Origin of the sequence: Streptosporangium sp. NPDC023825 (assembly GCF_040639575.1) — a bacterium.
GTDB lineage: Bacteria > Actinomycetota > Actinomycetes > Streptosporangiales > Streptosporangiaceae > Streptosporangium.
The window spans coordinates 25316-50207 of the sequence record NZ_JBFAAE010000010.1 but is presented as its reverse complement, the minus strand read 5'-3'; the positions used below and the strand labels follow the sequence as shown (position 1 = coordinate 50207).

Below are 24892 nucleotides of genomic sequence, written 5' to 3'. Positions count from 1 at the left end.
CCCGATGGGTAACAGTCTCATCACCGGGAGCATCCGGACGTGCCCGGTGCGAGGATTGCCCGGTGAACGATCTGCTCGGCCGGCTCAGGGGACTCCTGCTCGACACCGGCTACACCATCGACGGCGTCCGCGAGCGGCTCGGCGACGTCGCCGCCACCGCGCTCTCCCGCGAGGAGACGGTTCCCGCCCTGCGCGCCACCGCGGAGGGCGACCCGCTCGCCACCCTGATCCGGTTGTGGTGGCTCGGCGCTCCCGTGGAGGCGCGCGGGGTGCCTGCGGGCCTTCCCGTGGAGGAGCTGGCCGCCGCGGGCCTGGTGACCGTCGAGGGCGGCCGGGTCACCTCCACGGTCCATCTGCAGCCCTGGGAGACCGGTGGCCCCGGTGGTTACGTCGTCTCCGACCGCAAGGTCAGGCCGGGCGACCCGGCCCTGCGCCCGGACCACGTCGTCGGCGCGGGCGGCGCCTCGGCGAACCTGGCCCAGCTGGCCTCCCGCCGCCCCGTCGGGCGTGCCCTGGACATCGGCACCGGGTGCGGGGTGCAGGTCCTCCATCTGGACGGCAGGGCCGAGGAGATCACGGCCACCGACGTCAACCCGCGCGCCCTGGAGCTGTCCCGTCTCAGCTGGGCGCTGTCCGGGATCACCGGCGTCGACGCCCGGCTGGGCTCGCTGTTCGATCCCGTCGAGGACGACCGCTTCGACCTGATCGTCTCCAATCCGCCGTTCGTCATCTCTCCGGCCGGCCGGTTCACCTACCGCGAGTCGGGCTTCCACGCCGACGACTTCTGCCGTGACCTCGTACGCCGGGCGCCCCGCCACCTCGCGCCCGGCGGCACCTGCCACCTGCTGGCCAACTGGCTGCACGTCGGCGGCGAGGACTGGCGCGACCGGGTGGGCGGCTGGCTCGCCGGGACCGGCTGCGACGGCTGGGTGGTGCAGCGCGACGTCCAGGATCCCGCCGAGTACGTCGAGCTGTGGCTGCGGGACGCCGCCGAGCAGGGCACCCCGCGCCACCGCGAGCTCTACGACGACTGGCTCGGCTGGTTCGAGGCGGCGGACGTCACCGGGATCGGCTTCGGCTGGATCACGCTGAACGACTCCGGGAGCCTCGACCCCGTCGTGCGGGTGGAGGAGTACGGGCGGCCGGTGGAGCTGCCGGTCGGCGGATACGTGGACGAGGTGCTCGGCTCGATCGCCACGGCGCACCGGCTGACAGACGCCGAGTTGCTCGGCTCCAGGCTCGTGGTGGCCGAGGGGGTGCTGGAGGAGCGGGTCGGCCCCCCGGGCGCCGAGGACCCGGCGCGCATCGTGCTGCGGCAGACCGGGGGGCTGCGCCGCAGCGCGGCGGTCGGGACCGTGGAAGCCGCCCTCGCGGGGGTCTGCGACGGCGATTATCCACTGGACCCGCTGCTCGCCGCGATCGCGGAGCTGACCGGCGAGGACCACGACGACCTGCGGACGAAGGCTCCCGCCGCCCTCCGCCCGCTGATCGCGGAAGGGTTTTTCCACATATCCACAGGGTGATTATCCACAGGCTGTGGATATCCCCGTTATCGCTTGTCAATCGGATGGCAAACGCCGCGGGAGAAGCTCTGGTCGTGGGGCACGGACCCGGGGGTGAAGGGTCCGTGCCACGTCCGGCCGGCTGTCACAGTGAGGCGGCCGACCCGCGGGCGACGCACCGGATGACCGGGCCCCCTACGCGTCGCCCGGGTCAGACGGCCGGCCGGACCCCCACGCCCATCCCGAGCCACGGGGCCTGACTTCGAGGGGAACACCGGTGATCAACCACGTCTGGATGACGCGTCTCGACGACGACCTGTACGACGGCCTGGCATCAGCTGTCGACCTGGTCGCGCTCCAGCAGAAGACGCAGATCCTCGGCCTCGGGCGCTCCGAGCCTGCCGAACAGGTCGTGGGCACGCTCGAGGCAGTCCCGGCCACGCCCGACCCTGCCGAGACCGTTGAGCGCCTTGCCTAGCACCCACAGCGCCTGCGCCTCGCCGTACGGGTGGCTGATCTCCCGGCTCACGGTGAGCGCCTGTTCCGCGTGACGGGCCGCGTCCGTGAAGCGTCCCGCGTTGATGAACGTCTCGGCCAGCCGGGAACAGACCCGCTGCTCCCAGACCCGCTGCCTGCTCGCCCTGAAGAAGGCGAGGCACTCGGCGTGGTGGTGGACCGCCTCGTTCAGCCGGCCGACCCGCGACAGGATCATCCCCAGGTGGTAGCGGGCCCTGGCGGTGCCCGCGCTGGAGCCCATCTCGATGAACAGGGCCAGCCCATGCTCGGCGGCGGCGATCGCCTCCTTCGGCTGCTCCAGGAACAGGTGGTCGCGGGCGGAGTAGCTGAGCGTCAGGGCCTCCCCGCCCCGCGCCCCGGCCTCCCTGAACGCCTCGCGCGCCGCGCCGAACCAGGCCAGGGCCTCCTCGTGGCGGCGCCGCCGCCCGGCCACGACGGCCAGCGCGTTGAGCACCTCGCCGGCGACGATGCGGTCGCCTCCGGCCGACAGCTCCAGCGACGTACGGAACTCCTCCTCCGCCTCGGCCAGCCGGTTGGCGCCGAACAGCACCCGCCCGAGCACGTAGCGGCAGCGCAGCTCGCTGGAGACGGCGCCGATCCGCCGCGCGACGGCCAGCATCTCCCGCGTCCGGCTCTCGAACTCGCGGACGTGGCTCCCCGACTCCAGCAGCGGCTCCATGGCGAGCAGCAGGTCGGCCCCCGGCAGCAGCTCGTCGGCCTTGTCCGCGCAGGTCACCTGGGCGATCGACGCGAACAGCGACTCCGCCTCCACCGAGAGCCAGGCCACCGCCTCGTCGGCGGAGGCGAAGGCGTGACCGGTGCCGGTGACTCCCAGCCGGTCGGCCATCGTGCTGCCCTCGTAGGCGAGGCGGTGCGCCGAGCGCGCGGACGCCAGGTAGAAGTCGAGCAACCGGCGCAGCGCCGCCTCGCCCTCCCCGCCGATGGTCACGCTGACACCGGAGCCGCGCCGCTCTCCCCGCTTCGTCTCGCCCGCGGCGCAGCTCTCCTCCGTCGCGTTCTCGGTCCGTTCCGCGACGCGGCGGGCGAAGAGCTTGAGCAGGTCGTGGAAGCGGTAACGGCCGGGAGCGGGGGCTTCGAGCAGGCTGGTGTCCACCAGGGACTCCAGGACGTCCTCGGTGTCCATCGGGTCCAGCGCGAGCAGCGCGGCGGCGGCCCCGATCGAGATGTCCGGCCCCCCGGGCAGGGAGAGCAGCCGGAACGCGCGGGCCTGGGCGGGGTTGAGCTGGCCGTACCCGAGGGCGAAGGTCGCCTCCACCGCGAGGTTGCCCACGCGCATCTCGTCCAGGCGGCGGCGCTCGTCGGCCAGCCGGGGCACCAGGGAGGCGACCGTCCAGGCCGGCCTCGCGGCCAGGCGCGCCGCCACGATCCGCACCGCGAGCGGCAGGAAACCGCAGGCGGCGACCACGTCCATGGCGGCGGCGCGTTCGGCCTCCACCCTCTCCTCGCCGGCGACGATGCCGAACAGCACGAGGGCCTCGTCCGGCTCCATGACGTCCAGGTCGATCAGCCTGGCCGAGGCCAGGTCGGCGAGCTTGCCCCGGCTGGTCACGATCGCCGCGCACCCGGCCGAGCCGGGGAGCAACTGGCTCACCTGGGCGGCGTCGCGGGCGTTGTCCAGCAGCACGAGCATCCGCCGGTCGGCCAGGAGCGAGCGGAACAGCGCCGACCGCTCGGCCAGGCCGTCGGGGATGGCGTCGGCGGGCAGGCCGAGCCCGCGCAGGAAGGCCGCCAGCGCCGACTCGGGCGCGGTCGGTTCCTCGCCGTACCCGCGCAGGTCGGCGTAGAGCTGGCCGTCGGGGAACAGGTCGTGCATGGCGTGGGCGACGTGTACGGCCAGTGCCGTCTTGCCCACGCCGCCGATACCGGAGATGGCCGCCACCGGCACGCCCTCGGAGCCGTCCTGGGCCGACAGCAGCGCGCGCAGCCGCGCGATGATCTGACGGCGGCCGGTGAAGTCGTTCACGGCGGCGGGAAGCTGCGCCGGTCGAGGCAGCTCCGGGCTCGCCGCCGCCCGCGCCTCCGGCGTCCTCGCGGCCTCCGGGTCCGCCTCCTGGAGCGGCTTCGCCTCGGAGCCCTCGCGCGCGGCCGTCTCGGCGGCCTCGGCGGTCGTGACGGCCTCCGCGGGCCGCGCCGACGGGCCGGCCGGGGCCGGTGTGAGGGCCGGGTCGCCGGTGAGGATGCGCTGGTGCATGCTCGTCAGGTCGGAGCCCGGCTCGATGCCCAGCTCCTCGATCAGCGTGGCGCGGGTGTCGGCGAAGGCCGCCAGCGCCTCCGCCCTGCGCCCGCACCGGTAGTAGGCCAGCATCAGCTGGGCCCGGAGCCGCTCGCGCAGCGGGTGGTCGCCGGTCAGCGCGATCAGCTCGGACAGGACGTCGGCGTGCCTGCCCAGCTCCAGGTCCAGGTCCATCAGGACCTCGAGCACGCTCATCCGGCGCTCGGCGAGCCGCCCGCGCTGGTGTTCGGCGTACGGGCCGACGGCCCCGGCGAGCGGCTCGCCGGTGTGGAGCGCCAGGCTCGCGCGCAGGCTCTCCGCGGCGCGGGCCAGATCGCCCTCGCGGCGCGCGGTCTCCGCCTCCTGGAGGCCGCGCTCGAAGACAAGCAGGTCGAGGGAGCCGCCGTTCAGCCGCAGCGCGTACCCCCTGCCCACGGAGGTGAGCAGCTCGGGACGGGTGCGCGGCGACCTGCCGGGCTCCAGCACGGCGCGCAACCGGGAGACGTAGGTACGCAGGGCGCCGAGCGCGCGGGGCGGGGCGTCCTCCCCCCAGATCGCGTCGATCATCTCGGCCGGCGTGACCGCCCGGCCCTCCCTCAGCAGGAGCATCGCCAGGATGGAACGTTGCAGCGGGGTGCCCAGATCGAGCTCGGAACCGTCGCGCCATGCCTGGACAGGACCGAGCACCGCGAACCGCAGTCCGTCTTCGCTGCCCTGAACAGCCATTTCTCGAATCTCCGCCCAATGGGAAGTTTTATGGCCAAATGATAGATCCTCCCTTGCTTACCACGTAGGTAGAGGCTTGCTTGTTCGCCGAGACGTTGATTGCACGTCAATCGGCTGTTGAGCCGTGCCCCCAATGCTGGTGTCGTCGGGCATGGCCCCATACGGGGGCGGCCATGCCCGACATGTCAGTGGATTGCAGGTGTGGATAAAGGCGCGGTAAGTGCGATGCAGGCATCGGGGCCTATCAATGAGCCATGGCTCCTTCGGAAGCCGGGAGCCACATCCCTCAAGGAGAGAACCACCATGCGCCGCTCGATCACCAAACTTCTCGGTCTCGCCGCCGCCACCGCCGTCATCGCGATCGGTGTCCCCGCCCTCGCCACTCCCGCCTCCGCCGCCACCCTCACCGCCTCGAGCGGGTACGACGAGGAGCCCTGGGGCTACTACTACTCCAAGTACTACGACGACTCCCGCGCCGCCGCCAGGGGCAGCGTGTCGCTCGACGAGGACGACCGCCTCCACGTCCAGGGCAGGCTCTACGACAAGTACTCGCCGAGCCGGCTCTGCGGCTACGTCCAGTTCAAGTTCGAGACCCACGACGGCGACGAGGACTACACCTGGGCCCGCAAGTGCGGCACCAGCGGCTACCAGCGCTTCCACTACGTCGCGGACGAGATCGACAATCTGCAGGTCAGGGTCTGCTACTGGGACAGGCACCACGCCAAGAAGACGCTGTGCGGCAAGTGGCGCTACATCTACGAGGTCGAGTCCGACGAGGAGTGACCACGGGGCCCCGGTGGATCCGGTGGCCGTGCCGGTGACACCGGTGCGCGAACGTCCTCCTCTCACCCGCGATCTCCGTCCGACCCGCTGACCACGCGAGCCGCGACTCACGTGCGACATCGGACGAACACCGGGCCCGCCCGAAATTCCGGGCGGGCCTTTTGTTCCATTAAGTAATTAGAATAATGTTTTTGACTCTATGTGCTTTCTGTGTACTTTCTAGCTCTCTATCCTTTTGGTCATTCCCTGTTTCTCGTATTACCGCACGTGGGGTGTCCGTCTCACGCGGCCTCGACCAGGCCCATCCGCGCGTGCATCCGTTCTCGGACGACCGGCCATTCGTCACTCAGGATGGAGTAGTACGCGGTATCTCGGACCGTGTCGTCGGCGCCTCGGCTCTCCGCCCGCCGCACACCGTCGAGGTGCGCGCCGAGGGCTTCGATGGCGGCCCGGGAGCGTACGTTCCGTATATCGGCCTTGAGGGTGATGCGGTGGACCTGCCAGGTCTCGAAGGCGAGGGAGAGCATCAGATACTTGCTCTCGCGGTTGACGCCGGTTCCCTGCGCGGAGGCGGAGAGCCAGGTGTAACCGATGTCCGCCACGGACGGGACATCGCCCACCGCCCCACGGGCGCCCGGCGGCCAGGGCATGGGGCCCTGCCAGTACTCCAGGTTCATGAGACGGGTGGCACCGACCACGCGATCGGTGTGAAGCCACCGGATGGCGAAGGGCATCGTGCGGCCCTCCGCCTGCTCAGCCAGAGCGGCCTCCACGTAGGAGACCATCTCGTCCCGGCCATTGGGGACGCGAGTGAAGGCGTAGGTAGAACGGTCTTCACTCGCCGCGGCGACGAGGTCGTCGACGACCGCGAGGCTGAGCGGTTCCAGGCGCACGAGGCGCCCGGACAGGGTGACAAAAGCGGGCATGAGCACATAATGAGGGCTCTTTCCCCTGCTTGATACCAAACGACACGAGACATCTTGGTGAGCATCGAGGAACACCCGCGGCTCGTGGGTCTTCGGGGTAAGAGATACCAGGTCAGAGCCGATAACGCCACTCCGGAGACCTCCACCGCCCGAGCGGGCCCGGCGGGGTGCGATCACCCCGCCGCGGGGGCCGCGACGAACGGGACGCGCGCGGGGGGCGGTGGCGCTCCCCGCCCGGCGAGCAGACCGGTCAGCGCCTCGCTCAGATGGTCCAGCGAGGCCGAGATCCAGGGCAGCGCCAGGGGGTCGGGAGCGTCGAGCGCGGCCAGCCGCAGCCGCGCCGTCTCGCCGTACAGGAGGCTGGTAGCCACCCGCACCCGCAGGGCCGCCGGGTCGTCGCCGAAGGCGTGGCCGGGCAGCACCCCGACGCCGTGCCGGTCGAGCAGGCAGGCGGTCAGGTCGGCGGAGGACGCGAAGTCGAGCCCGGTGAAGTCGGGGTAGAGGTAGAAACCACCTCGCGGCGCGTCCACCCGCACTCCCGCGCGGACGAATCGCTCGTACACCGCCCGCGCCACCGCGCCGTGCAGCTCGCGGCTCCGGCTCACCCGCTCGACGAGCTCCGGCGGCTCGGTGTAGGCGTACGCCGCCGCCTGCTGGACCGGCGCGGCGGGGCTGGACCAGATCTCGCTCGCCACGGCCAGGAGCCGGTCGCGCAGGGCCGGCGACGGGAGCCGGGCCACGCCGATCCGCCAGCCGCCCAGGGCGAGGCTCTTGCTGAGCCCGCTGGTGATCACGGTTCGCTCGGGAGCCACGTCGGCGGGACTGAGGAAACCGGTGTCCGGGGAGTGGACCAGGTCGCGGTAGATCTCGTCGGAGATGATCGTCAGGTCGAGCTCACGGGCGACCTCGGCGATCCGCCGGATCGTGGCCGCCCCGGCCAGCGTGCCGCTGGGGTTGTCGGGAAGCGTGACCAGCAGCGAGCGCACGTCGCGTCCCCGGGCACGGGCGTGCCTGACCACCGCCGTCACGCGCTCGGGATCCGGCACCCCACCCTCGCCGGGGGGCGTCGGAACGAGCAGGGAGCGCGCCCCGGCCAACTCGGCCTGGGCGGCGTAGCTGACCCAGCTCGGCATCGGCAGCACGATGTCACCGCCGATCGCCGGCAGCAGGCCGTACAGCAGGGGCTTGCTCCCGGGGCCGCAGACCACCAGGTCGGGGTCGGTGGGCAGGCCGCGCCGCGACCAGTAGCCGCAGGCAGCCTCGCGCAGCGCGGGCGCGCCGGCGACGGGCCCGTAGCCGTTGAGCCCGGACGCCGCGCTCAACCGCTCGCTCAGGGCCGGATGCACGGGCAGGCCGGCCTCGCCGAAGGCCAGGTGCAGCACGCGCTCACCGGCGCGCCGTCTTCGCTCGATGTCCTCGTTGGCCGCCAGGGTGGCGGAAAGTGTGACGCTCATCGCGGGATCCCTGCCTCGTCGTGGAGAAGTGCGGAATGTCGTGGAGAAGTGCGGAATGTTCCGTGGAGAAATGCGGGCTGTTCGCGGACAGCCCGGCCCGCCACGGAACAGTGCGAGCCGTTGTGGAACGCCTTCCAGCCTGGTGGGATGGGGGCATCAGGGCAAGCTTCGGTTGTCGTGGGTGGGCGTAAGGAAAACTGATGCTTGATTTGCGGAGACTCGTCCTGATCTGTGAGTTCGCTCGCCGGGGCAGCATCGCGGCCACCGCGGCCTCCCTCGGTTACAGCCCCTCGGCGGTCTCGCAGCAGCTGGCCGCGCTGGAGCGCCAGGCGGGCGCCGTGCTGATCGACAGGACCGCCAGGAGCGCGGAGCTGACCGACGCGGGGCGGCGCCTGGTCGAGCACGCCGAGCGCATCCTGGCCATGGTGGAGAGCGCCGAGTCCGACCTGTCGGCCCAGGCCGCGACCCCGTCGGGGCGGGTCACCGTGACCGCCTTCCCGACCGCCGCGGTGGCCTTCGCGCCCGCGCTGGCCAGGACGCTGCGCCGGCACGGTGAGCTCACCCTGCGGATGGGACAGGGCCGCTCGGGACGCGGGATGCGCGAGGTGCAGTCGGGCGAGGTGGACATCGCCCTGATCGACGACTGGCACGGCCGGATGCGCGAGCCCGACACCGTGCGGGTCTTCCCGCTGCTGCACGATCCGCTGGTGCTCGTGGTGCCGCGCAGGCACCGGCTCGCCTCCCCCGACGTCCCGGTCGACCTGTGGGAGCTGCGCGACGAGCCCTGGATGGCCACCCCGGACGGTGAGCCCTCCCGGCTGGCGGTGGACCGGCTGATGGCCGACGTCGGCGGCCACAGGCCGGTGCCCTGGGAGTTCGAGGGACTGGGCACGATCATCGGCCTGGTCGCCAAGGGCATCGGCATCGCGGCCGTCCCTGCCCTGGCACTGGCCAGCGGGGTCCGCGGCATCGCCGTCCGCCGGTTCCCCGGCTCGCCGGTGGGCCGGGTCGTGCACGCCGTCGCCCGGTCGTCCAGCGTTCACCGCCCCGCCGTCTCCGTCACCCTCCGGGCCGTCCACGTCGCCGCCCGGCTCCTCGCCGCCGACCTGGAGGGGGTCGAACCGGCCTCCCGGGAACGCCCGGAGGCCCGGCCGGAGTTCGAGGCCCCGGATGAGGTGACGAACGAAGGCCTGTACCAGGATGACGACGACTGACCGGGGTGGTGTTCCATCGGGATGGCGTCCGGAGGCTCGCGGCCCGGTAACGTCGGCACGTGCCTCCCACCTACGCGCTCGAGCGGTTGCTGAACGACGGCGGTTCCAAACTGGTCGCCGGGGTGGACGAGGTCGGGCGCGGAGCCTGGGCCGGTCCGGTGGCGGTCTGCGCGGTGGTCACCGACCTGTCGGAACCGCCTGCCGGGCTCACCGACTCGAAACTGCTCACCCCCGCCCGCCGCGCCGCCATGGTCTCCGAGATCACCGCCTGGGCGGCCGGGATCGGGTACGGCGAGGCGTCCCACGAGGAGATCGACGCGCTCGGGATGACCGAGGCCCTGCGCCGGGCGGCCAGGAGGGCGCTGGCCGGGCTTCCCGCCCGGCCCGACGTGGTCGTCCTGGACGGGAAGCACGACTATCTGGGCGCGCCCTGGCCGGTCAGGTGCGAGGTCAAGGGCGATCTCTCCTGCGTCTCGGTGGCCGCGGCCTCCGTGATCGCCAAGGTTCGCCGGGACACCTACATGGCCTCTCTGGGTTTCGAGGAGTACGGGTTCGCCGACAACGCGGGCTACCCCTCACCGGTCCACCAGGCGGCGCTGGCCGCCCTCGGCCCGACGGAGCATCACCGCCTGTCCTGGTCCTATCTGGACGACCTTCCCCGGTGGCGCCACCTCAAGAGGCACCGCAACCCGCTGGCCGGAGAGGGCCAGCTCGGGCTCTTCGGATAGGCGCCTTTCTCTGGAGCGTCCGGCTTTCAAAGAACGGGGCGCCCGGTTCTTCGGGAACGGGGCGCCCCGTTCTTCGGGAACGGGGCGCCCGGATTTCAGGGAACGGGGCGCCCTGCTCTTCGTGAACGGGGCGCCCTGCTCTTCGTGAACGTCCGGCCGGGGAGTCGGTCCTCCTCGGAACGAGGCCGTCAGCAGTCGACCAGCTCGGGCGTCTGGTTGAGAATCTGGGACCTGGCGGTGACGAACTCCGCGTGGGCGCCGGTGGCGGACGGGTCGAAGACAGCGACCCGGTGGCAGTTCTGGAAGGCCAGCTTCACTCCGAAGTGGCGCTCCAGGGCGCCGCGCATGGCGTCACTGGCGAGAGCGCGCAGGAGTTGGCCGCGAGCGGCCTCGTCCGGCGGGGGCACCGTGTTGTCGGCGAACTCGGCACCGGTGTGCTCGCGCTCCTTGACCAGGTCGCTGATGAGCGACCAGGCGTACGGAAGGGAGTCTCTGACACAGGTGACGAATGCCGCGTCCTCCACCTCACCGGCCTTGGCCTGGTCGAGAAGGTCGTTCGAAACGGTCAGCGACATGCTGCGTTCTCCTCACAGAAGGGGATTCATCAGACACTAGGTCGGGCCTACGGATCACTCCATCTAGCGGGAGAGCGACACTCGTGTGGGCCCGAAGACGAAGCTGGGATCGATCTGGGCCGCCAGATCCTCGCCGGTGGCCCTGTTCGCCCAGGCCTCCGCGTTGCGGAGGTGGAACTGCACGGCCTGGCGCCCGAAGCGGAACCAGTCCTTCTCCTGGGCGTCGAGATGGTCGAGAATCGTGCCCAGAGCCCGGGAGTTGGCCGGTTCGAGGTCCCGGAGGGTGAAGGGACGGCCCTGCTCCATCGCGCGGATCGCCGCGGAGTGCTCCAGGCAGACCAGCAGGTCGTCGCCGACCTGGTCGCGCAGGAACGCCACGTCTCCCGGACCGTGGATCTTGTTGCCCACCACCGCGACCGGCACGCCGTAGTCGGCGGCGTAGTCGCGGTACTGCCGGTAGACGCCCACGCCCTGGCGGGTCGGCTCGGCCACCAGGAAGGTCATGTCGAAGCGGGTGAACAACCCCGAGGCGAAGGAGTCGGCCCCGGCCGTCATGTCGACCACGACGTACTCGCCCGCGCCGTCGAGCAGATGGTTCAGATAGAGCTCCACGGCGCCGACCTTGGAGTGGTAACACGCCACCCCCAGGTCGTCCTCGCTGAACGGCCCGGTGACCATGAGCCGGGGTCCCTCGGGCGTGGCGGCGGAGAATCGGGTGTGGATCGGGTCGTCCTGCTCGTCGAGGCGGAGCAGTCGCGAGCCCGACCCCGGCGGGGTGGTCTTGACCATCGCGGAAGCCGATGAGATGCGGGGGTTGTCGCCCCGCAGGTATTCCTTGATCTCGGTCAGGTGCGAGCCCATCGGCCTCGGCAGCGCACCCTCGCTCAGCCCCAGCGCCATGCCCAGGTGCTGGTTGATGTCGGCGTCGACGGCCACGACGGGGCCACCCCGGCTCGCGGTGTATCTCGCGAAAAGCGCCGACAGGGTCGTCTTGCCGCTGCCGCCCTTGCCAACGAACGCCACCCTCATAACGACGATCCAATCTGATTATGAAAATCATTTCAATGCCTCTGGGGCCCATCATGCCACGGCGGGTGGGGACGCGGGGTGCGTATCGCGAGGAGAAGGGGAGACGCTCTCGTGTCGCGAAAGCGGATGAAAGTGATCTGCCATGACAGGTGCGGGCGAAAGGGGCGAGAGAAAACACCTGCCATGTCATGACCGGTGACAAAGATCCGCTGTTACCGCTTCGAGGTCTCCTGTGCTGACTCGGCAACCCCCTTGGGGATCGGCGGGACGGATGTTTACCACCGGCGCCGGTGAGATCCGGCCGGTCCGGGTATCCCACCCCGAGTCGGTTGATCTTGACCCCCCTGCAAGATCGTGGACAAGGGTCAGCAAGGGGCTTTGGTGGTACGTATCGGTGCCTGGTCGCGTCGCGTTTCCGCGCGGCGGGTTCCTGAACTGCGGTTTTTCAAGCGAAGGGTCTCCGGGCGCCGGTTTCCCACGCGGTGGGCCCCCTACCGGCGGTTTTCCGCGCGGAGGGTCTTCGAACGACGGCTTTCCGGGTGGCCGACCACCGGACGGCGAGCCGGTGGGTTCGCCGCGTGCGGGGTCGCGCTCGCGGTGCTCGTGACGCCGGCTCCCGTTCTCGCCGCATCCGGGACGGGTGGGGCGGAGGCATCCTCACCGTCTGTCCGGACGAAGGCCGGAACTCCCTCGACGACGGCCGCGGAAGGAAGGCCTCCGTCGGTTCCGGTGGTGAGGGGAAGGTCTTCGTCCGTGGCGGTGGTCAGGGGGAAGTCTTCGGCGGTGACGATGGCGGCGACGAAGAAGGGGAAGCCCTCGTCCGCGTCCGTGACGGGAAAGCGGATCGCGCGGGGCGCCTACGGCGACGAGAGCCGTGCGACGGCAAGAGCCGGAAAGCCGGCGGTAGAGGAATCGGCGGGTGGAGAGTCGCAGGTCGAGGAATCGGCGGATGGGGAGCCGACGGTTGAGGGTTCGGTGGGTGGAGAGTCGCAGGTCGAGGAATCGGTGGGTGGGGAACCGGCGGTCGAGGAATCGGCGGGTAGGGAGCCGGCGGTCGAGGGATCGGCGAATGGAGAGCCGACGGGCGGGTCGGAGGTCGAGATCACCAAGACGGCCTCGCCTATCCTCGCCAAGCCCGGACAGAAGGTCACCTACACCGTCAAACTCCGCAACGCCGGTGATACCGCTCGGTCGAACTTCACCTTCACCGACGACCTGTCAGGCCTGCTCGACGACGCGCACTTCGACCACGACCAGTCGGCCACCTCGGGGACGGTCTCCTTCACCGCGCCCGAGGTGACCTGGACCGGTGACGTGGCCGCCGGTCAGACGGTGACGGTCACCTACGGTGTCACGGTGGACGACCCTCCGGCGGGGGACCTGCGCCTCTCCGGTGAGCTGGTCGGTCCCGAGGGCTCCAACTGCGCGGCCGGTTCCGCCGATCCCGCCTGCGGGAACCTCGGCGCGCCCGGCCTGCCGCTGCTGTACGTCCTCATGACCGCCGACAGGGAGACCGCGGGTCCCGGCCAGGTGGTCACCTACACGATCACCGTCGGCAACGTCGGCAACGCCGTCTATCCGGGGGCCACGCTCACCGGAGAACTCTCCCGGGTCCTTGATGACGCGGCCTACAACGGCGACGCGCGAGTCACGAGCGGCACCGTCTCGTACGGCGCGCCGAGGCTGGCCTGGACCGGCGACGTCCCGGTGGCCGAGACGGTCACGATCACCTACAGCGTGACCGTCGGCACCCCGGCCACCGGGGACGGGGTGCTGGACAGCGCCGTCCAGGCCCCCGGGGGCGGGACGAACTGCCCGAACCCGGCACCGTGGTCCGCCAGGCTCGCCGCTCCCGTTCCCGGCGCGGGTCTCGGCTGCGCGCAGCGGGTCGCCGTCGAGGGGACGACGAGCACCGGGGCGCTCGCACCCGAGGCGACCGAGCCGGGTGACGTCGCGGTGGACGCGAAGCCCGGGTCCGACTGCCCGGCGGGGTCGTCCGGCCCCGGCTGCGAGAGGCGGCCGGTGGAGACCGCCTCCGCCCCGGCGGCCGCCGACGGCTCCGCGACGGCGCCCGAACCGGATTCCGCGCCGATTCCCGCTCCGGGCTCGGTACCCGAGCCCGCGCCGATTCCCGATCCCGGCTCGGTACCCGAGCCCGCGCCGGTTTCCGGTCCGGCACAGGCCCCCGCCTCTCCCTCGGGGGCAACGCCTGTTCCCGGCCCGGAGCGGACCCCGGTGCCCGCGCGGGTGCCGAGTCCGCTTTCCGGCCCGCCCCCCGACCCGTCGTGCGTGCCGGGGCGGGGACGGTCCGTCTCGGTTCCCTGCCCCGCCGGTTGGTCTCGCGTGGAACCGGCCGGTCCCTCGCTGCCGTTCACGGGCCTGCCGTTCTGGCCGGTCCTGGTGGGACTCCTGCTCTCCGGCCTCGGTCTGGTCCCGCGGCTGTGCGCCCGGCGAGGAAGACCCTAGCCGGGCACTCGGCGCGGCCCGACGAGGGAGACCCTGGCCGGGCACTCGGCGCGGCCGGATCAGACCGGCTGGACCCGACGGCGACGGCGGAGCAGGAACGCGCCGGTGACCAGTCCCGCGACGGCGGCGGAGGCCAGCGAGACCGGCAGGACCCAGTCGGCCGGCTTCTCCGGCACGGCCACGGTGTTGATGTCCGTGGCGCAGACCAGCACGGGTCCGTTGGCGCTCCTGCGGGCGCAGGCCGTCGTCGCCAGGTTCCGCACCGCGGCCCCCGCGACCGCGCCGACCCGGGCGCTCACGTGGACGATGGCGTCCTTCTGGGGCGGGACGTCGACCGTCCACGCCACCTTGCCCTGCTTCACCCGCCCTCCGGCGTCGGCCTTCACGAAGGTCATCGACGGTGGCAGGGACTGCACCAGGAGGACGCGCCTCAGCTGGGCGGTCCCCTGGTTGCTGATGCGGAGTGTGTACGTGTTCTCCGCGCCCGGAGTGGTCTCCCTGGCCCCGTCGTCGAGGGATATGGAGACCGAGGGGACCGGATCGGCCCAGGCGAGGGGCCATCCAACAGCGGGTGCGGCAATTGCGGCGAGCAGGCCCACACTCGCCAGATGACGTTTCATCCTCGAACCTCCATGATGACTCTAAGTAATCACTCCATAACAGCATTCCGACCCTCGTGGGCGCTCTCAACGCGCCGGAAGCGCCGAGCGTGTCGTTCACCGGTTCACCGGCCTGCCGGGTCGTCAGCCCGCCCGTTCGTCAGCCCGCCGGTTCGTCAGCCCGCCCGTTCGTCAGCCCGCCGGTTCATCAGCCCGTCGGGTCGTCAGCTCGCCGGGCAGCCGGGCAGCCGGGTCGCCGGGCCGTCAGTGGCAGGCGGAGTCGAGGACGACGGCGTTCGTCTCGGTGCGCTCGCCCGCGTTCCTCCGGTTTCCGGCCTGCAGCGCGGGCACGGAGCGGGGCGGGGCGGGCGGCGCCGCCAGGGTGGCGATGACCTCGCGCCTGATCCGGTGGTAGTCGGGCGCACCCGAGTAGATCAACGGGGGAACGAACTGGAGGCTCCTGATCCTGGAGTCCTTCACCTTCTCCGCCAGCTCGACCAGGTCGGGCAGCAGCTGACGCGGGATGTCGGTGGAGATCGCGTCGACGGCGGCGGTGGCCAGTTTCTCGAAGCTCTGGAAGACCGCCATCGGGTCGGCCTGTTTGGCGACGGCGTTCAGCAGGCACTTCTGGCGGCCCATCCGCACGTAGTCGTCGCTGTCGGTGCGGGACCTGCCGTACCAGAGCGCCTCCTCGCCCGAGAGTTTCCGCCTGCCCGCCTCGATCAGGCCCTCGTCCTGCCTGCCGTACACGATGGGGTCCTTGATGCGGACCCGCACACCGCCTATCGCGTCGACGATTTCCACGAAACCCCTCATGTCGACCATCGCGTAATAGGGAATGTCGAGCCCGAGGATGCCGCTGATCGTCCTTTTCAGGAGTGTCGGGCCGCGATGCCGCTTGTTCTGCCGGGGAACCATCTCGGGGTAGTCCTCGGCGTACTGGTACACCTCGTTGAGCAGGCCCGGCGTGTACGGCGGCTCGCCCTGGAAGCCGTAGGGGAAGCGGTCGCGGGCCGGGCCGGGCGGCATCGGTACGTCCTCCAGATTCCTGGGCAGGCCGAACAGCACGGTGTCGCCGGTCCGGGTGTCGACGCTGGCCACGGTCATGCTGTCGGTGCGTACGCCGACCCGGTTGGCCGCCGCGTCCGCGCCGACGAGCAGGATGTTGAGCCGGTCCAGGCCCTTCCACGGGTCCACCGGGAGCGGCGTGACACTTTCGGCGAACACCGAGGTCACCACGTTGTGGGAGATGTAGGCCAGCCGGGCCGCGTAGACCATGGGAGCGATCACCAGCGCGCACAGCACGCCGATGGCGGCAGTCGAGAGGTACTTGGCCGAGGGGGGCGCCACCTCCGGCCGTACCAGCAGGTAGGAGCGGATGATCACGGCGACGGCCACGGAGGCGACCAGCATCGCGGTGAGCGCGAAGACCCAGAGCCAGGCCGGTTGCACGGCGAGGGAGAGCAGGGAGGGTCCGGCGGTCAGCACGGCGGTCGCGGCGGCTCCGGCGAGGGTGAGCTCGACGCCCATCAGGAAGGCGCCGGTCAGGCGGCGGCCCACCCAGATGTGGGCCAGGCCCCACAGAACGGCCGAGCCCAGCGTCAGTGCCAGGCTCGATCCGACGCCTGTTCGCCCCGTATTGCCTGCCATAGCCGTGACATCTCCTGTCCGTCAGCCCAATACGTCGCAGGTTAGTAACGGTTTTCGGTTGAATCGGCTATGTGGTTGTTCGACGCGCTGAGGGTGGTGGGTCAAGGTTTGTAAACCAGATCTCGCCGTCACGATGACGCTGATCTCCAAGTTCGCGTCAAAAAGAGTCCGTAACTGGTTTTGTCCGGCAAACGCGGGGATTCCCAGGTGAAGCGGTTAGGGGGCCCCGTGCGTAGAGTGATCGGTTCGATTTTGATCGCGCTCGGATGCCTCCTCGCTCCCTTCGCCCTCACCGCCCACTGGGCGGCGAACGAGATCGCGGACCCCGAGCGTTACCTCCGCAACGTGACCCCGCTGGCCGCTCACCCGGCGGTCAAGAGCGCCGTCACGAATCGCGTCACCGACGAGATCGTTTTGCAGCTACGCGGGCTGGGGCTCTCGGTCGGCGGGGAACTCATCCGCGAGACGGCGAAGGCGGGCGTCGACAACGAGTTCGCCGTCGCCTGGTTGGACATCAACAAGCTGACGCACCGCCGGTTCCTCGCGATCCTGGGTAACCCCCCGAATCCCGGCGTGCAGGAGGACGGTGTCGGCTACGACCTCGCCCCGGTGTACGAACTGGTCAAGCGGAGGTTGCAGGTCGCCGGCATGAGGGACGCCTCGCGCCTGCCCGAGGCCCACCCCGTCACCCTGCTGCTGCCCACCTCCGCCATGATCATGATCGACAAGGCTTACGACAGGCTGATCTCACTGAGGTGGGCCCTGCTGGGCATGTCGCCGGTCCTGATCGCCGCCGGGGTGGTCCTGGTCCGCGACCGGTACGCCGCGCTGATCGGCTCCGGGCTCGGCCTGGCCGCGAGCATGCTCGCGCTGGCGATCGCCATGTCCGCGGTCCGCAACGTCTACCTGCCTGACGCCGTCGCCGGTGGCCTGTCGTACGCCGCCGTGGTCGCGATATTCGACGCGCTGACCGCCTTCCTGAGGAACGGCCTTCGGGTGATCTTCGCGCTGGGCCTTCTCATGGCGGTGACGGGCTTCTTCCTCAGGGGGAGGCTCGTCCGTTCCAGGCTCGCGGCGGCGGCGTTCGAGGCCCGTGCTCACCAGTGCGCGGAACCCCCGAAGGACGTTTCCGAAGGGTGATAGCCGAGCCGGGTGCGCGCGGCGGTGATGTCGAGGGTCCGCTCGACGGCCAGGTGGCCCGCGGCGTAGCGGGTCAGCCGGGGCGGGCGCGGGCGCCGGAGCAGCCGTGACACGGTCTCGGCGACGGCGGCGAGGGGGTCCACCAGCGTGAGCGGCAGGTAGTACGGTTCGGCGTCGATGCCGCGTTCCCCGAGGATCGCGCGCAGGGCGTCGTCGAGGACGACGGGCTCGGCGTCGGTCACGTTGAAGACGCCGTGGTCGACCGGGCCCTCGGCGGCGAGCAGACAGGCCTGGACCAGGTTGTCCACCGAGGTCAGGCTGATCCGCTGGCGGCCGTCGCCCACCGCGAGCAGCCTGCGGCCCCGGACCGCGCCGAGGACCCGGGGGAGCAGCGTGGTGTCCCCCCTGCCGTAGACCGCGTGCGGCCGCAGGATGACCGCCCGCTCCAGGCACCTCTCCGCGGCGGCCTTCGAGGCGCCGTACGCGTTGGCGTACCGCCCGACCGGGGCGGCGTCCTCGGCGGCCATCACGGTCGGCCGGAACGGGTCGTAGACGCTCGCCGTGCTGACGTGCACGAACCTGGCGCCGGGAAAGGCGGCGGCGGCGTTGCGGGTGCCGTCCACGTTGGCGGCCCAGATGTCGCGCGGCGGTCCCCAGTCCGTGACGCTCCCGGCGCAGTGGATCACCGCGTCCACCTCGCCGGGGAACGTCGCGGAGCGGGGGCCGAGAAGGTCCCACGACGTGTAGGGAGCGCCGCCGACGTGCCCGCCGTCCACCCGGGGCCGTCTGCCGAAGGCCGACACCGTCCAGCCCCGTGCCACGGCCGCGCGGCAGACCGCGCCCCCCACGAATCCGGAGGCACCTGTCACCGCGATCCGCAGCCCCCGCCCGGTGCGCACGCCGGGCCTGCCGGGCCCGGGGACCCGCTCGGGCACGGCCCGCTCAGGCGTGGGCCGCTCAGCCACGGCCCGCTCAGCCACGGCGGGCGACCAGGTCCCGCAGGGCGGCCCGGTCGAGTTTGTCGGCCCGGCCCGAGCGGGGGAAGGCGTCGAGCGGCTCGATCCGGTCGGGCAGGGCCGCGGCGTCCACGATCCCGGGAAGCGTCCTGCGCAGCAGGCCCTCGTCGTAGCCGTCCGCGGGAACGACGGCCAGCACGACCTCCTCGTCCCCGGTCTCGGGGTCGGGGAGCCCGACGATCGCGGCCTCGGCCACCCCGGGCAGCGCCGCGACACCGGACTCGTACAGGCCCGGGTAGATGTTGACCCCGTCACGGAGGATCATGTCCTTCTTCCGGCCGATCAGCACCAGCCGGTCTCCTTCGAGCCGGACCAGGTCGCCGGTGGCGATCTCCCGCAGCGGCTCCTCGCCGAGATAGCGCCGCGCGAGGTGGGGGCCGGAGACGAACAGCTCGCCGTCCTCGGCGATCCGGACGCCGACGCCAGGCAGGGGCACCCCGAGCAGATCTCCCCCGGCCTGGGCCAGCTTCTCCCGGGCGGACGCGATCGCGATGGGGAGCGCCTCGGTCATCGCGTAGACCGACAGGACCTCGGGCCCAGCCTCGATCGCCCGGCGGAGCACGCCCGGCGGGGCCGGGGCGGCGCCGAGCAGGAGGTAGCGGAGGGTCGCGGGGAGCCTGGGGGTCTCGCGCAGCAGCCTGTCCAGGTGGACCGGCACGGCGAAGGTGTGGGTGGCCCGCCGCGCGGCCAGTTCCGCGGCGAGGTCACCGCCTCCGGGCAGGGACCAGGTCGCCCCGGCCAGCAGGGCGGGGAGGCCGAGCATCAGCTGGTCGGTGTGCACGACGTCACCGGGGCCCAGCGGGAACGCGCTCCGGAACATCTCCAGCCCGGCCGCGAGAGACCCCCGGGTGTGCACCACCCCTCGGGGGCGTGCCGTGGTGCCCGAAGTGAAGATCACCGCCGCCGGCTGGTCCGGGTTCGTCTCGTACGCCGCCGGACCGGCCTCGGGACCCGCCTCCCGGCCGGCGGCCTGGCCGCTTCCTCTACCGGTGGGACCGGTGGGACCGCCGGACGACCGGAGGATCCGGGAGAGCCGCAGCGCCCCCCGGGGGACTCCCGGCAGCCACGGGCCCGTGTACAGGTGGCGGACGGGGTGGCCGGGAAGCGGGTTCGCGAGGTCCGGCAGGAGCAGGCCCCGGCGGCGGGCCAGGCCCTTGAGCGGACCGCTCAAGGTGTGGAGCAGGGACTCGCTGACCACCCACGCGGGCCGGGTCGCGGCCATCCGGGCCGCGAGCACGTCGGGCGCCAGGCCGGGGTCCGCGAGGACGAGCGTCCCGCCCGCCGCCACCGCCCCCAGCGCCAGCGTCACCGCGTCGACCCCGGGCCGCACCGCGAACAGCACCCCGTCCCCCGGCCGCATCCCGGCTCCCGGCAGCGTCCGGTCCTTCACCCGCGTCCCGTCCTCCGGGCCCGCCCCGGCTTCCGGGCGTCCGCGGTCCTCCGGCGGCCCGCCCATCGCGTCGCGGACCGCCGAGACCCGGCGGGCCAGCTCGCCGTAGGTGATCTCGCGGCTCCGGCCGTCGACGATGGCGGTTCGCCCCGGCTCCCGCGCGGCGACCGCCATGATCCCGCTGACGATGTCGTTCACGCGGCACCGGCCCGGCTGATCCACAGGTGCTCGTAGGTCGGGATGAGGACCCCCCTGGCCGCGCGCCGCCGTACGACGCGAAGCCGGTGGGAGAGCAGGACCGAGGCCACCGCCCGGATCTCCGCCAGGGCCAGCGGGTAGCCGATGCAGAAGTGCGGGCCCGCGCCGAACCAGAGCCTGCGCAGCTCGGGCGGGTGGGCGCGGGAGGGGTCGAACGGGCCGTACGCCCTGGCGCAGTTGTGGGTGACGATCAGCACCCGGTCGCCGGGGCGCACCGGCGTCCCGCCGACGCGCGCCGGAACGGCCACCGAGCGCAGCATCAGCGGGGTCGGCGTGGTGACCCGCATGGCCTCCTCGATGACCGTGTCCAGGTCGCCCACCGGGGTCCGGTGGTCGTGCAGGAGGGCGACGAGCCGGGGGACGAAGGTGGCGACGGTCTCGGTACCGGTCAGGAAGAACGCCCCGGCCGCGCCCCTGGCCTCGGCCGCAGACAGCCCCTGCGCCCGCATCCGGCCCATGACCGTGGATTCGTCCCCGGCCTCGTAGGCGGCCTGCGCGATGTCGCCGATCCGGTCGAGCACCCGCCGGGCGACGACCACCTGCCGGTCCGACAGCCGCCGCGAGCGCAGCGAGACCATCGAGACGACCCGCTCCCCGTCCGCGAACAATTCCCTGGCCCGCGCCTCGGAGACCTCGCCCAGCCCGATCACCCGGCAGATCACCGCCCCGGCCATCAGCCGCATGGCGTCCACCAGGTCGACCGTCTCGCCCCGCTCCAGGCGCGCGGAGAGATCGTCGAGCGGCCCGCGGAGCACGTCGTCCACCAGCGCGGACACGTACCCGGCGGTGAACAGCGGCATCAGTTTCCTGCGGAGCGCGAGATGGCCGGGTCCCTCCATGTTGAGCAGCACGGAGGGGCCGAGCACGGGCGTCCACAGGTCGCCGGGCGAGCCGGGGCCGTCCTTGCGGAACCGCTCGTCCATCAGCACGGCCCGCGCGACGGCGGCGTCGTTGACCACGACCCCCAGCCCGGGGACGCGCACCACGGGCCCGAGCCGGGCCAGCAGCCGCATGAGCGGGTAGGCGAAGGGATGGGCGGCCAGGTGGAGACGGGTCTCGTGCCTCACCGGACGTCGATCACTTCTGGCCGGTAGTGGTGGTCGGCGTACCAGGCGAGGGTGCCCGCGAGGCCGTACGCCCGCAGCCTGCGCACCGAGCCGAAGACCACCACGTCACGCCGCGAGGCGTACGCGGAGGTGAGGGTACGCACCCGGTTGACCAGGGCGCGGTCCTCGTGGACCTCCTCGATCGCGGTCCTGGGGAAGCCGCCCGCGCGCTCGTAGAGGTCCGCGGTGACGGCCAGCGTGGCACCGGGCATCATCACGTACGGGCCGAGGTAGCGCGGGTCCCGGTTGCCCGGCCGGAAGCGGCCGAAGGCCGCCGCCACCTCGATCACGAACGGGATGAGACGGCGTTCCCAGAACTTCAGCCGGAACTCGTCGGTCCGGGGCCGCAACTGGCCGCCGACCATCTCCAGCCCGTCGCCGAAGGCCCGCCGGATGTTGCGCACCCAGTCGGGGCGGGGCAGGCAGTCCGCGTCGGTCCTGGCCAGGTGGGTCGCCCCGTGCGCGATGGCGTGGCGCATGCCGGTGTCGGAGGCGGCGCCCGTGCCCTTCCGCGTCTCGACGACCACCCGGACGCCGTGCCGCCGTACGACGTCGGCGGTGCCGTCGGTGCTCGCGTTGTCCACCACGAGCAGCGTGAAGTCCCGGTCGTCCTGCTCGGCCAGCGCCCGCAGCGTCGCCTCGATGCCGGCGGCCTCGTTGTAGGCGGGGACGATCACCCAGAGGTCCGTCACATCTTTGCCGGCATCACGCCGGTGCTGATCCGTCACATCTTTGTCGGCATCACGCCGGTGCTGATTGGTCACATCTCCGCCAGCATCACGCCGGTGCTGATCCCGCCGCCCAGCCCGAGCAGCGCCACCCGGTCGCCCGGCCGCCAGCCGCCCAGCACGAGCTGGAGCGGCAGCGTCGTCGAGGCGCAGTTGCCGTGCTCGGGCAGGCTGACCACGAGCCTGTCCTCGGGGATGTCGAGCACCTCGGCCAGGAAGCGCAGGTAGGGCAGCGCCACCTGGTGCACCGCCACGATGGCGAAGTCGTCCCAGGTCAGACCGGTGCGCTTGAGCGCGTTGAGGAAGATGTCCGGGCCGATCGCCTCGAAGGCCTCCTTCAGCCTGCGCCCGTCGCCGCGGAAGTAGGAGTACTCGGGGTCGCGGGGGTGCGCCGAACCGCCTCCGGGCAGGGTGCCGACCGCCCAGGCCGTGGAGTCGGCCGCGAAGTCGCGGTAGAAAATGCCACGTTCCACATCGGCGGCGACCGTGACCGCGGCCCCGGTGTCCGACAGCGTGTAGCCCGCGAACGAGTCGACGAACTGCGCGCGGTCCCTGACCCGCCACCGGATCGCCCGCGACGGGATCTCACCCGAGCAGACCAGCACCTTGCGGTGCGCGCCGGTCAGGATCAGCGCCTCGGCGACCTGGATCCCGTTGAGCATGCTGTTGCAGGCGTTCTTGACGTCGAACACCGGGCACGAGAGTCCCAGCTTGGCCGCGACGATGTGCGCGGTGGCGGGCTCGACCATGTCCTGGGAGGCCGACGCGAAGACGAGCAGGTCGACGTCGGAGTGGTCGAGCTCGCGGGCCGCCTCCGCGGCCAGGTCCGACGCCTGCTGGTCGTCGCGGGCCACGTGACGGCGCCGGATTCCCGTCAGCCGCTCGACGACGCCTGCGTGGGGCACGTAGCCCTCGATCCGCCGTTCGACGTCCGCGCTGGAGACGGTCCGCTCCGGCAGATACGTCGCGACGCCCGTGATCCGGGCTTTCATTGATCTCCCTAAACAGCGTCAAGTCTCCCCATGCTCGCGCAATGTATCTAAAACACGGTGGTTTGTCCTGATCGCGCCGAGGTGAAGGGGGCAAATGGGAAGGAGGAGAACAACGAAACGACGAAACTCACCCTGGTATGAGCCGGTCGTGAAGGGGTAGCAGGTACCGCCATGAGCGACGTTCGGACGGGGCCGGTGACCACGAAGGTCCCCGCACGGTTGGACCGGTTGCCATGGTCACGATGGCACTGGATGGTCGTCATCGGGCTCGGAACCGTCTGGATCCTCGACGGTCTCGAAGTGACGATCGTCGGAAACCTCTCCGCCCAGCTGGCCAAGGAGGGCAGCGGCCTGGCGATCACCCAGGCCCAGGTCGCGGGTACCGCCGCCGCCCTCTACGTGGCCGGGGCGTGCCTGGGGGCGCTGTTCTTCGGCTGGCTCACCGACAGGTTCGGCCGCAAGAAGATGTTCATCATCACGATGGTCGTCTACCTGGTCGCCACCGCCGCGACGGCGTTCTCGTTCTCCGCCTGGTGGTTCTTCCTGTTCCGGTTCCTGACCGGGTTCGGCATCGGCGGCGAGTACGCCGCCATCAACTCGGCCATCGACGAGCTCATCCCGAGCCGGCACCGGGGCAGGATCGACATCATCATCAACGGCAGCTACTGGCTCGGCGCCGCGGGCGGCGCGCTGCTGACGGTGCCGCTGCTCAACAACCTGCCGCTGAACATCGGCTGGCGTGTCGCGTTCGGCATGGGCGTGGTGCTCGGCCTGGCCATCCTGCTGGTACGCAGGCACGTGCCGGAAAGTCCCCGCTGGCTGTTCATCCACGGCCGTGACGAGGAGGCCGAGGGGCTGGTCGACGGGGTGGAGAAGCAGATCGAGCGCGAGAAGGGCGTCAAGCTCGACGAGCCCGAGCGGTCGATGACCATCCACCAGCGCAAGTCCATCGGGTTCGGCCGGATCGCGCACACCATGGTCGCCCGCTACCCCAAGCGCACCGTCCTCGGCCTGTCGCTCTTCATCGGCCAGGCGTTCCTCTACAACGCCATCACCTTCGGGTACGCGCAGATCCTGTCGACCTTCTTCGGCATCGAGACCGAGACCGGCTACTACTTCGCCGTCATCGCGGTCGGCAACTTCCTCGGCCCGCTCCTGCTCGGGCGGTTCTTCGACACGATCGGCCGCATCCCCATGATCTCCGGTACCTACATCCTGTCCGGGGTGCTCCTTTTCGGCACGGCGTGGTTGTTCAACCAGGAGGTGCTGACCGCGGCCACGCTCACCGCCTGCTGGTGCGTCGTGCTCTTCTTCGCCTCCGCCGGGGCGAGCTCGGCCTACCTGACCGTCAGCGAGATCTTCCCGATGGAGACCCGGGCCATGGCCATCGCGTTCTTCTACGCGATCGGCACCTTCGTCGGCGGCGTGTCCGGGCCGCTGATCTTCGCCGGCCTCGTCGAGAGCGGCAGGCCCGGTGACACCGCGCTGGCCTTCTGCATCGGCGCGAGTCTCATGGTCGCCGCCGGGCTGGTGGAGCTCTTCCTCGGGGTCAAGGCCGAGGGCAAGGGCCTGGAGGACATCGCCGAGCCACTGAGCACCGCCTCCGGCTGAGCGCCCTCTCCGGGTGGACGCCCCGTCTGGGCGGAGCGCTGTCCCGGCCTGAAAGACGCCTCGGTCCGAGGGACGTCCCGGTCTGGGGGCGCTTCGGTCCGAGGGACGCTTCGGTCTGCGGCGTCCCGGTCCGGGGACGCGGCTCCGCCGGGAGTTTGGCGGCCCTCTGTCGCGGCAGTGGAGCACATAAGATCACTTTTCGTAATCGACCGGATTGACCGTGATCGACCTCGCCGGGCTGAACACCGTC

Annotated in this window: 19 protein-coding genes; 7 read left to right on the top strand and 12 right to left on the bottom strand. The window is 71.5% G+C overall.

What is annotated here, in order from left to right; translation table 11 throughout:
• Window positions 1-62 precede the first annotated feature (62 nt).
• Complete coding sequence (locus AB0G15_RS11975) at window positions 63-1523, top strand: methyltransferase (RefSeq protein ID WP_362837884.1); 1461 nt, start codon at window positions 63-65, stop codon at window positions 1521-1523.
• Window positions 1524-1836: 313 nt separating this feature from the next.
• Here AB0G15_RS11975 and AB0G15_RS11970 read toward each other — a convergent pair whose 3' ends face one another.
• Window positions 1837-4977 carry a BTAD domain-containing putative transcriptional regulator gene (locus AB0G15_RS11970; RefSeq protein WP_362837882.1) on the bottom strand — a complete coding sequence of 1047 codons (3141 nt, stop codon included), beginning with the start codon at window positions 4975-4977 and terminating at the stop codon, window positions 1837-1839.
• Between the two features lie 303 nt (window positions 4978-5280).
• Between AB0G15_RS11970 and AB0G15_RS11965 the strand changes: the two genes are divergently transcribed.
• Window positions 5281-5760 carry a hypothetical protein gene (locus AB0G15_RS11965; protein ID WP_362837880.1) on the top strand — a complete coding sequence of 160 codons (480 nt, stop codon included), beginning with the start codon at window positions 5281-5283 and terminating at the stop codon, window positions 5758-5760.
• A 281-nt stretch (window positions 5761-6041) separates the two neighbouring features.
• Here the strand turns inward: AB0G15_RS11965 and AB0G15_RS11960 are convergent, their stop codons facing one another.
• Window positions 6042-6686, bottom strand: coding sequence for a GNAT family protein (locus AB0G15_RS11960; RefSeq protein ID WP_362837878.1), 645 nt, complete (start codon window positions 6684-6686; stop codon window positions 6042-6044).
• A 173-nt stretch (window positions 6687-6859) separates the two neighbouring features.
• Window positions 6860-8140: a pyridoxal phosphate-dependent aminotransferase gene (locus AB0G15_RS11955; RefSeq protein WP_362837876.1), complete on the bottom strand. Its 1281-nt coding sequence runs from the start codon at window positions 8138-8140 to the stop codon at window positions 6860-6862.
• A 200-nt stretch (window positions 8141-8340) separates the two neighbouring features.
• Here AB0G15_RS11955 and AB0G15_RS11950 point away from each other — a divergent pair, with 200 nt between their 5' ends.
• Together AB0G15_RS11950 and AB0G15_RS11945 are read left to right on the top strand one after the other, a co-directional pair.
• Window positions 8341-9354, top strand: coding sequence for a LysR family transcriptional regulator (locus AB0G15_RS11950; RefSeq protein ID WP_362837874.1), 1014 nt, complete (start codon window positions 8341-8343; stop codon window positions 9352-9354).
• Between the two features lie 59 nt (window positions 9355-9413).
• Window positions 9414-10082, top strand: a complete 669-nt coding sequence (locus AB0G15_RS11945; RefSeq protein ID WP_362837872.1) for a ribonuclease HII — start codon at window positions 9414-9416, stop codon at window positions 10080-10082.
• Window positions 10083-10270: 188 nt separating this feature from the next.
• On the opposite strand, the gene AB0G15_RS11940 is transcribed toward AB0G15_RS11945, so the two are convergent.
• Window positions 10271-10657, bottom strand: coding sequence for an SCO5389 family protein (locus AB0G15_RS11940; protein WP_362837870.1), 387 nt, complete (start codon window positions 10655-10657; stop codon window positions 10271-10273).
• A 63-nt stretch (window positions 10658-10720) separates the two neighbouring features.
• Window positions 10721-11686, bottom strand: a complete 966-nt coding sequence (locus AB0G15_RS11935) for an ATP-binding protein (RefSeq protein ID WP_362837868.1) — start codon at window positions 11684-11686, stop codon at window positions 10721-10723.
• 975 nt (window positions 11687-12661) lie between these two features.
• On the opposite strand from AB0G15_RS11935, the gene AB0G15_RS11930 reads away from it, so the two are divergent.
• Window positions 12662-14152: a hypothetical protein gene (locus AB0G15_RS11930; RefSeq protein WP_362837866.1), complete on the top strand. Its 1491-nt coding sequence runs from the start codon at window positions 12662-12664 to the stop codon at window positions 14150-14152.
• A gap of 59 nt (window positions 14153-14211) precedes the next feature.
• Here the strand turns inward: AB0G15_RS11930 and AB0G15_RS11925 are convergent, their stop codons facing one another.
• On the bottom strand, window positions 14212-14772 hold the full coding sequence (locus AB0G15_RS11925) for a hypothetical protein (protein ID WP_362837864.1): 561 nt from the start codon (window positions 14770-14772) through the stop codon (window positions 14212-14214).
• 243 nt (window positions 14773-15015) lie between these two features.
• Entirely contained in the window at window positions 15016-16401 is a 1386-nt protein-coding gene (locus AB0G15_RS11920; RefSeq protein ID WP_362837862.1) for an LCP family protein, read from the bottom strand.
• A 228-nt stretch (window positions 16402-16629) separates the two neighbouring features.
• Between AB0G15_RS11920 and AB0G15_RS11915 the strand changes: the two genes are divergently transcribed.
• A complete protein-coding gene (locus AB0G15_RS11915; RefSeq protein ID WP_362837860.1) occupies window positions 16630-17541 on the top strand; it encodes a hypothetical protein in 912 nt (303 codons plus the stop codon).
• Here AB0G15_RS11915 and AB0G15_RS11910 read toward each other — a convergent pair.
• The 5 genes from AB0G15_RS11910 to AB0G15_RS11890 all read right to left on the bottom strand — a co-directional run bounded on the left by AB0G15_RS11910 (window position 17499) and on the right by AB0G15_RS11890 (window position 23031).
• Window positions 17499-18506 (bottom strand): NAD(P)-dependent oxidoreductase, encoded by a 1008-nt coding sequence (locus AB0G15_RS11910; protein WP_362837858.1) that lies wholly within the window; start codon window positions 18504-18506, stop codon window positions 17499-17501. The two genes, AB0G15_RS11915 and AB0G15_RS11910, sit on opposite strands and share 43 nt — an antisense overlap.
• Before the next feature lie 7 nt (window positions 18507-18513).
• On the bottom strand, window positions 18514-20145 hold the full coding sequence (locus AB0G15_RS11905) for a class I adenylate-forming enzyme family protein (RefSeq protein WP_362837856.1): 1632 nt from the start codon (window positions 20143-20145) through the stop codon (window positions 18514-18516).
• Entirely contained in the window at window positions 20142-21272 is a 1131-nt protein-coding gene (locus tag AB0G15_RS11900; RefSeq protein ID WP_362837854.1) for a cytochrome P450, read from the bottom strand. The genes AB0G15_RS11905 and AB0G15_RS11900 overlap by 4 nt, the downstream gene beginning before the upstream one ends.
• Window positions 21269-22003 (bottom strand): glycosyltransferase, encoded by a 735-nt coding sequence (locus AB0G15_RS11895; RefSeq protein WP_362837852.1) that lies wholly within the window; start codon window positions 22001-22003, stop codon window positions 21269-21271. The genes AB0G15_RS11900 and AB0G15_RS11895 overlap by 4 nt, the downstream gene beginning before the upstream one ends.
• A 68-nt stretch (window positions 22004-22071) precedes the next feature.
• Entirely contained in the window at window positions 22072-23031 is a 960-nt protein-coding gene (locus AB0G15_RS11890; RefSeq protein WP_362837850.1) for a ketoacyl-ACP synthase III, read from the bottom strand.
• A gap of 171 nt (window positions 23032-23202) precedes the next feature.
• On the opposite strand from AB0G15_RS11890, the gene AB0G15_RS11885 reads away from it, so the two are divergent.
• A complete protein-coding gene (locus tag AB0G15_RS11885; protein WP_362837848.1) occupies window positions 23203-24642 on the top strand; it encodes an MFS transporter in 1440 nt (479 codons plus the stop codon).
• Window positions 24643-24892: the final 250 nt, after the last annotated feature.

Bases quoted from the DNA above. Each gene is read 5' to 3' on its own strand.
- AB0G15_RS11965 (WP_362837880.1), top strand. From the start codon at position 5,281: ATGCGCCGCTCGATCACCAAACTTCTCGGTCTCGCCGCCGCCACCGCC.
- AB0G15_RS11925 (WP_362837864.1), bottom strand. From the start codon at position 14,772: ATGAAACGTCATCTGGCGAGTGTGGGCCTGCTCGCCGCAATTGCCGCA.
- AB0G15_RS11970 (WP_362837882.1), bottom strand. From the start codon at position 4,977: ATGGCTGTTCAGGGCAGCGAAGACGGACTGCGGTTCGCGGTGCTCGGT.
- AB0G15_RS11955 (WP_362837876.1), bottom strand. From the start codon at position 8,140: ATGAGCGTCACACTTTCCGCCACCCTGGCGGCCAACGAGGACATCGAG.
- AB0G15_RS11935 (WP_362837868.1), bottom strand. From the start codon at position 11,686: ATGAGGGTGGCGTTCGTTGGCAAGGGCGGCAGCGGCAAGACGACCCTG.
- AB0G15_RS11890 (WP_362837850.1), bottom strand. From the start codon at position 23,031: ATGAAAGCCCGGATCACGGGCGTCGCGACGTATCTGCCGGAGCGGACC.
- AB0G15_RS11960 (WP_362837878.1), bottom strand. From the start codon at position 6,686: ATGCCCGCTTTTGTCACCCTGTCCGGGCGCCTCGTGCGCCTGGAACCG.
- AB0G15_RS11885 (WP_362837848.1), top strand. From the start codon at position 23,203: ATGAGCGACGTTCGGACGGGGCCGGTGACCACGAAGGTCCCCGCACGG.
- AB0G15_RS11950 (WP_362837874.1), top strand. From the start codon at position 8,341: ATGCTTGATTTGCGGAGACTCGTCCTGATCTGTGAGTTCGCTCGCCGG.
- AB0G15_RS11940 (WP_362837870.1), bottom strand. From the start codon at position 10,657: ATGTCGCTGACCGTTTCGAACGACCTTCTCGACCAGGCCAAGGCCGGT.
- AB0G15_RS11920 (WP_362837862.1), bottom strand. From the start codon at position 16,401: ATGGCAGGCAATACGGGGCGAACAGGCGTCGGATCGAGCCTGGCACTG.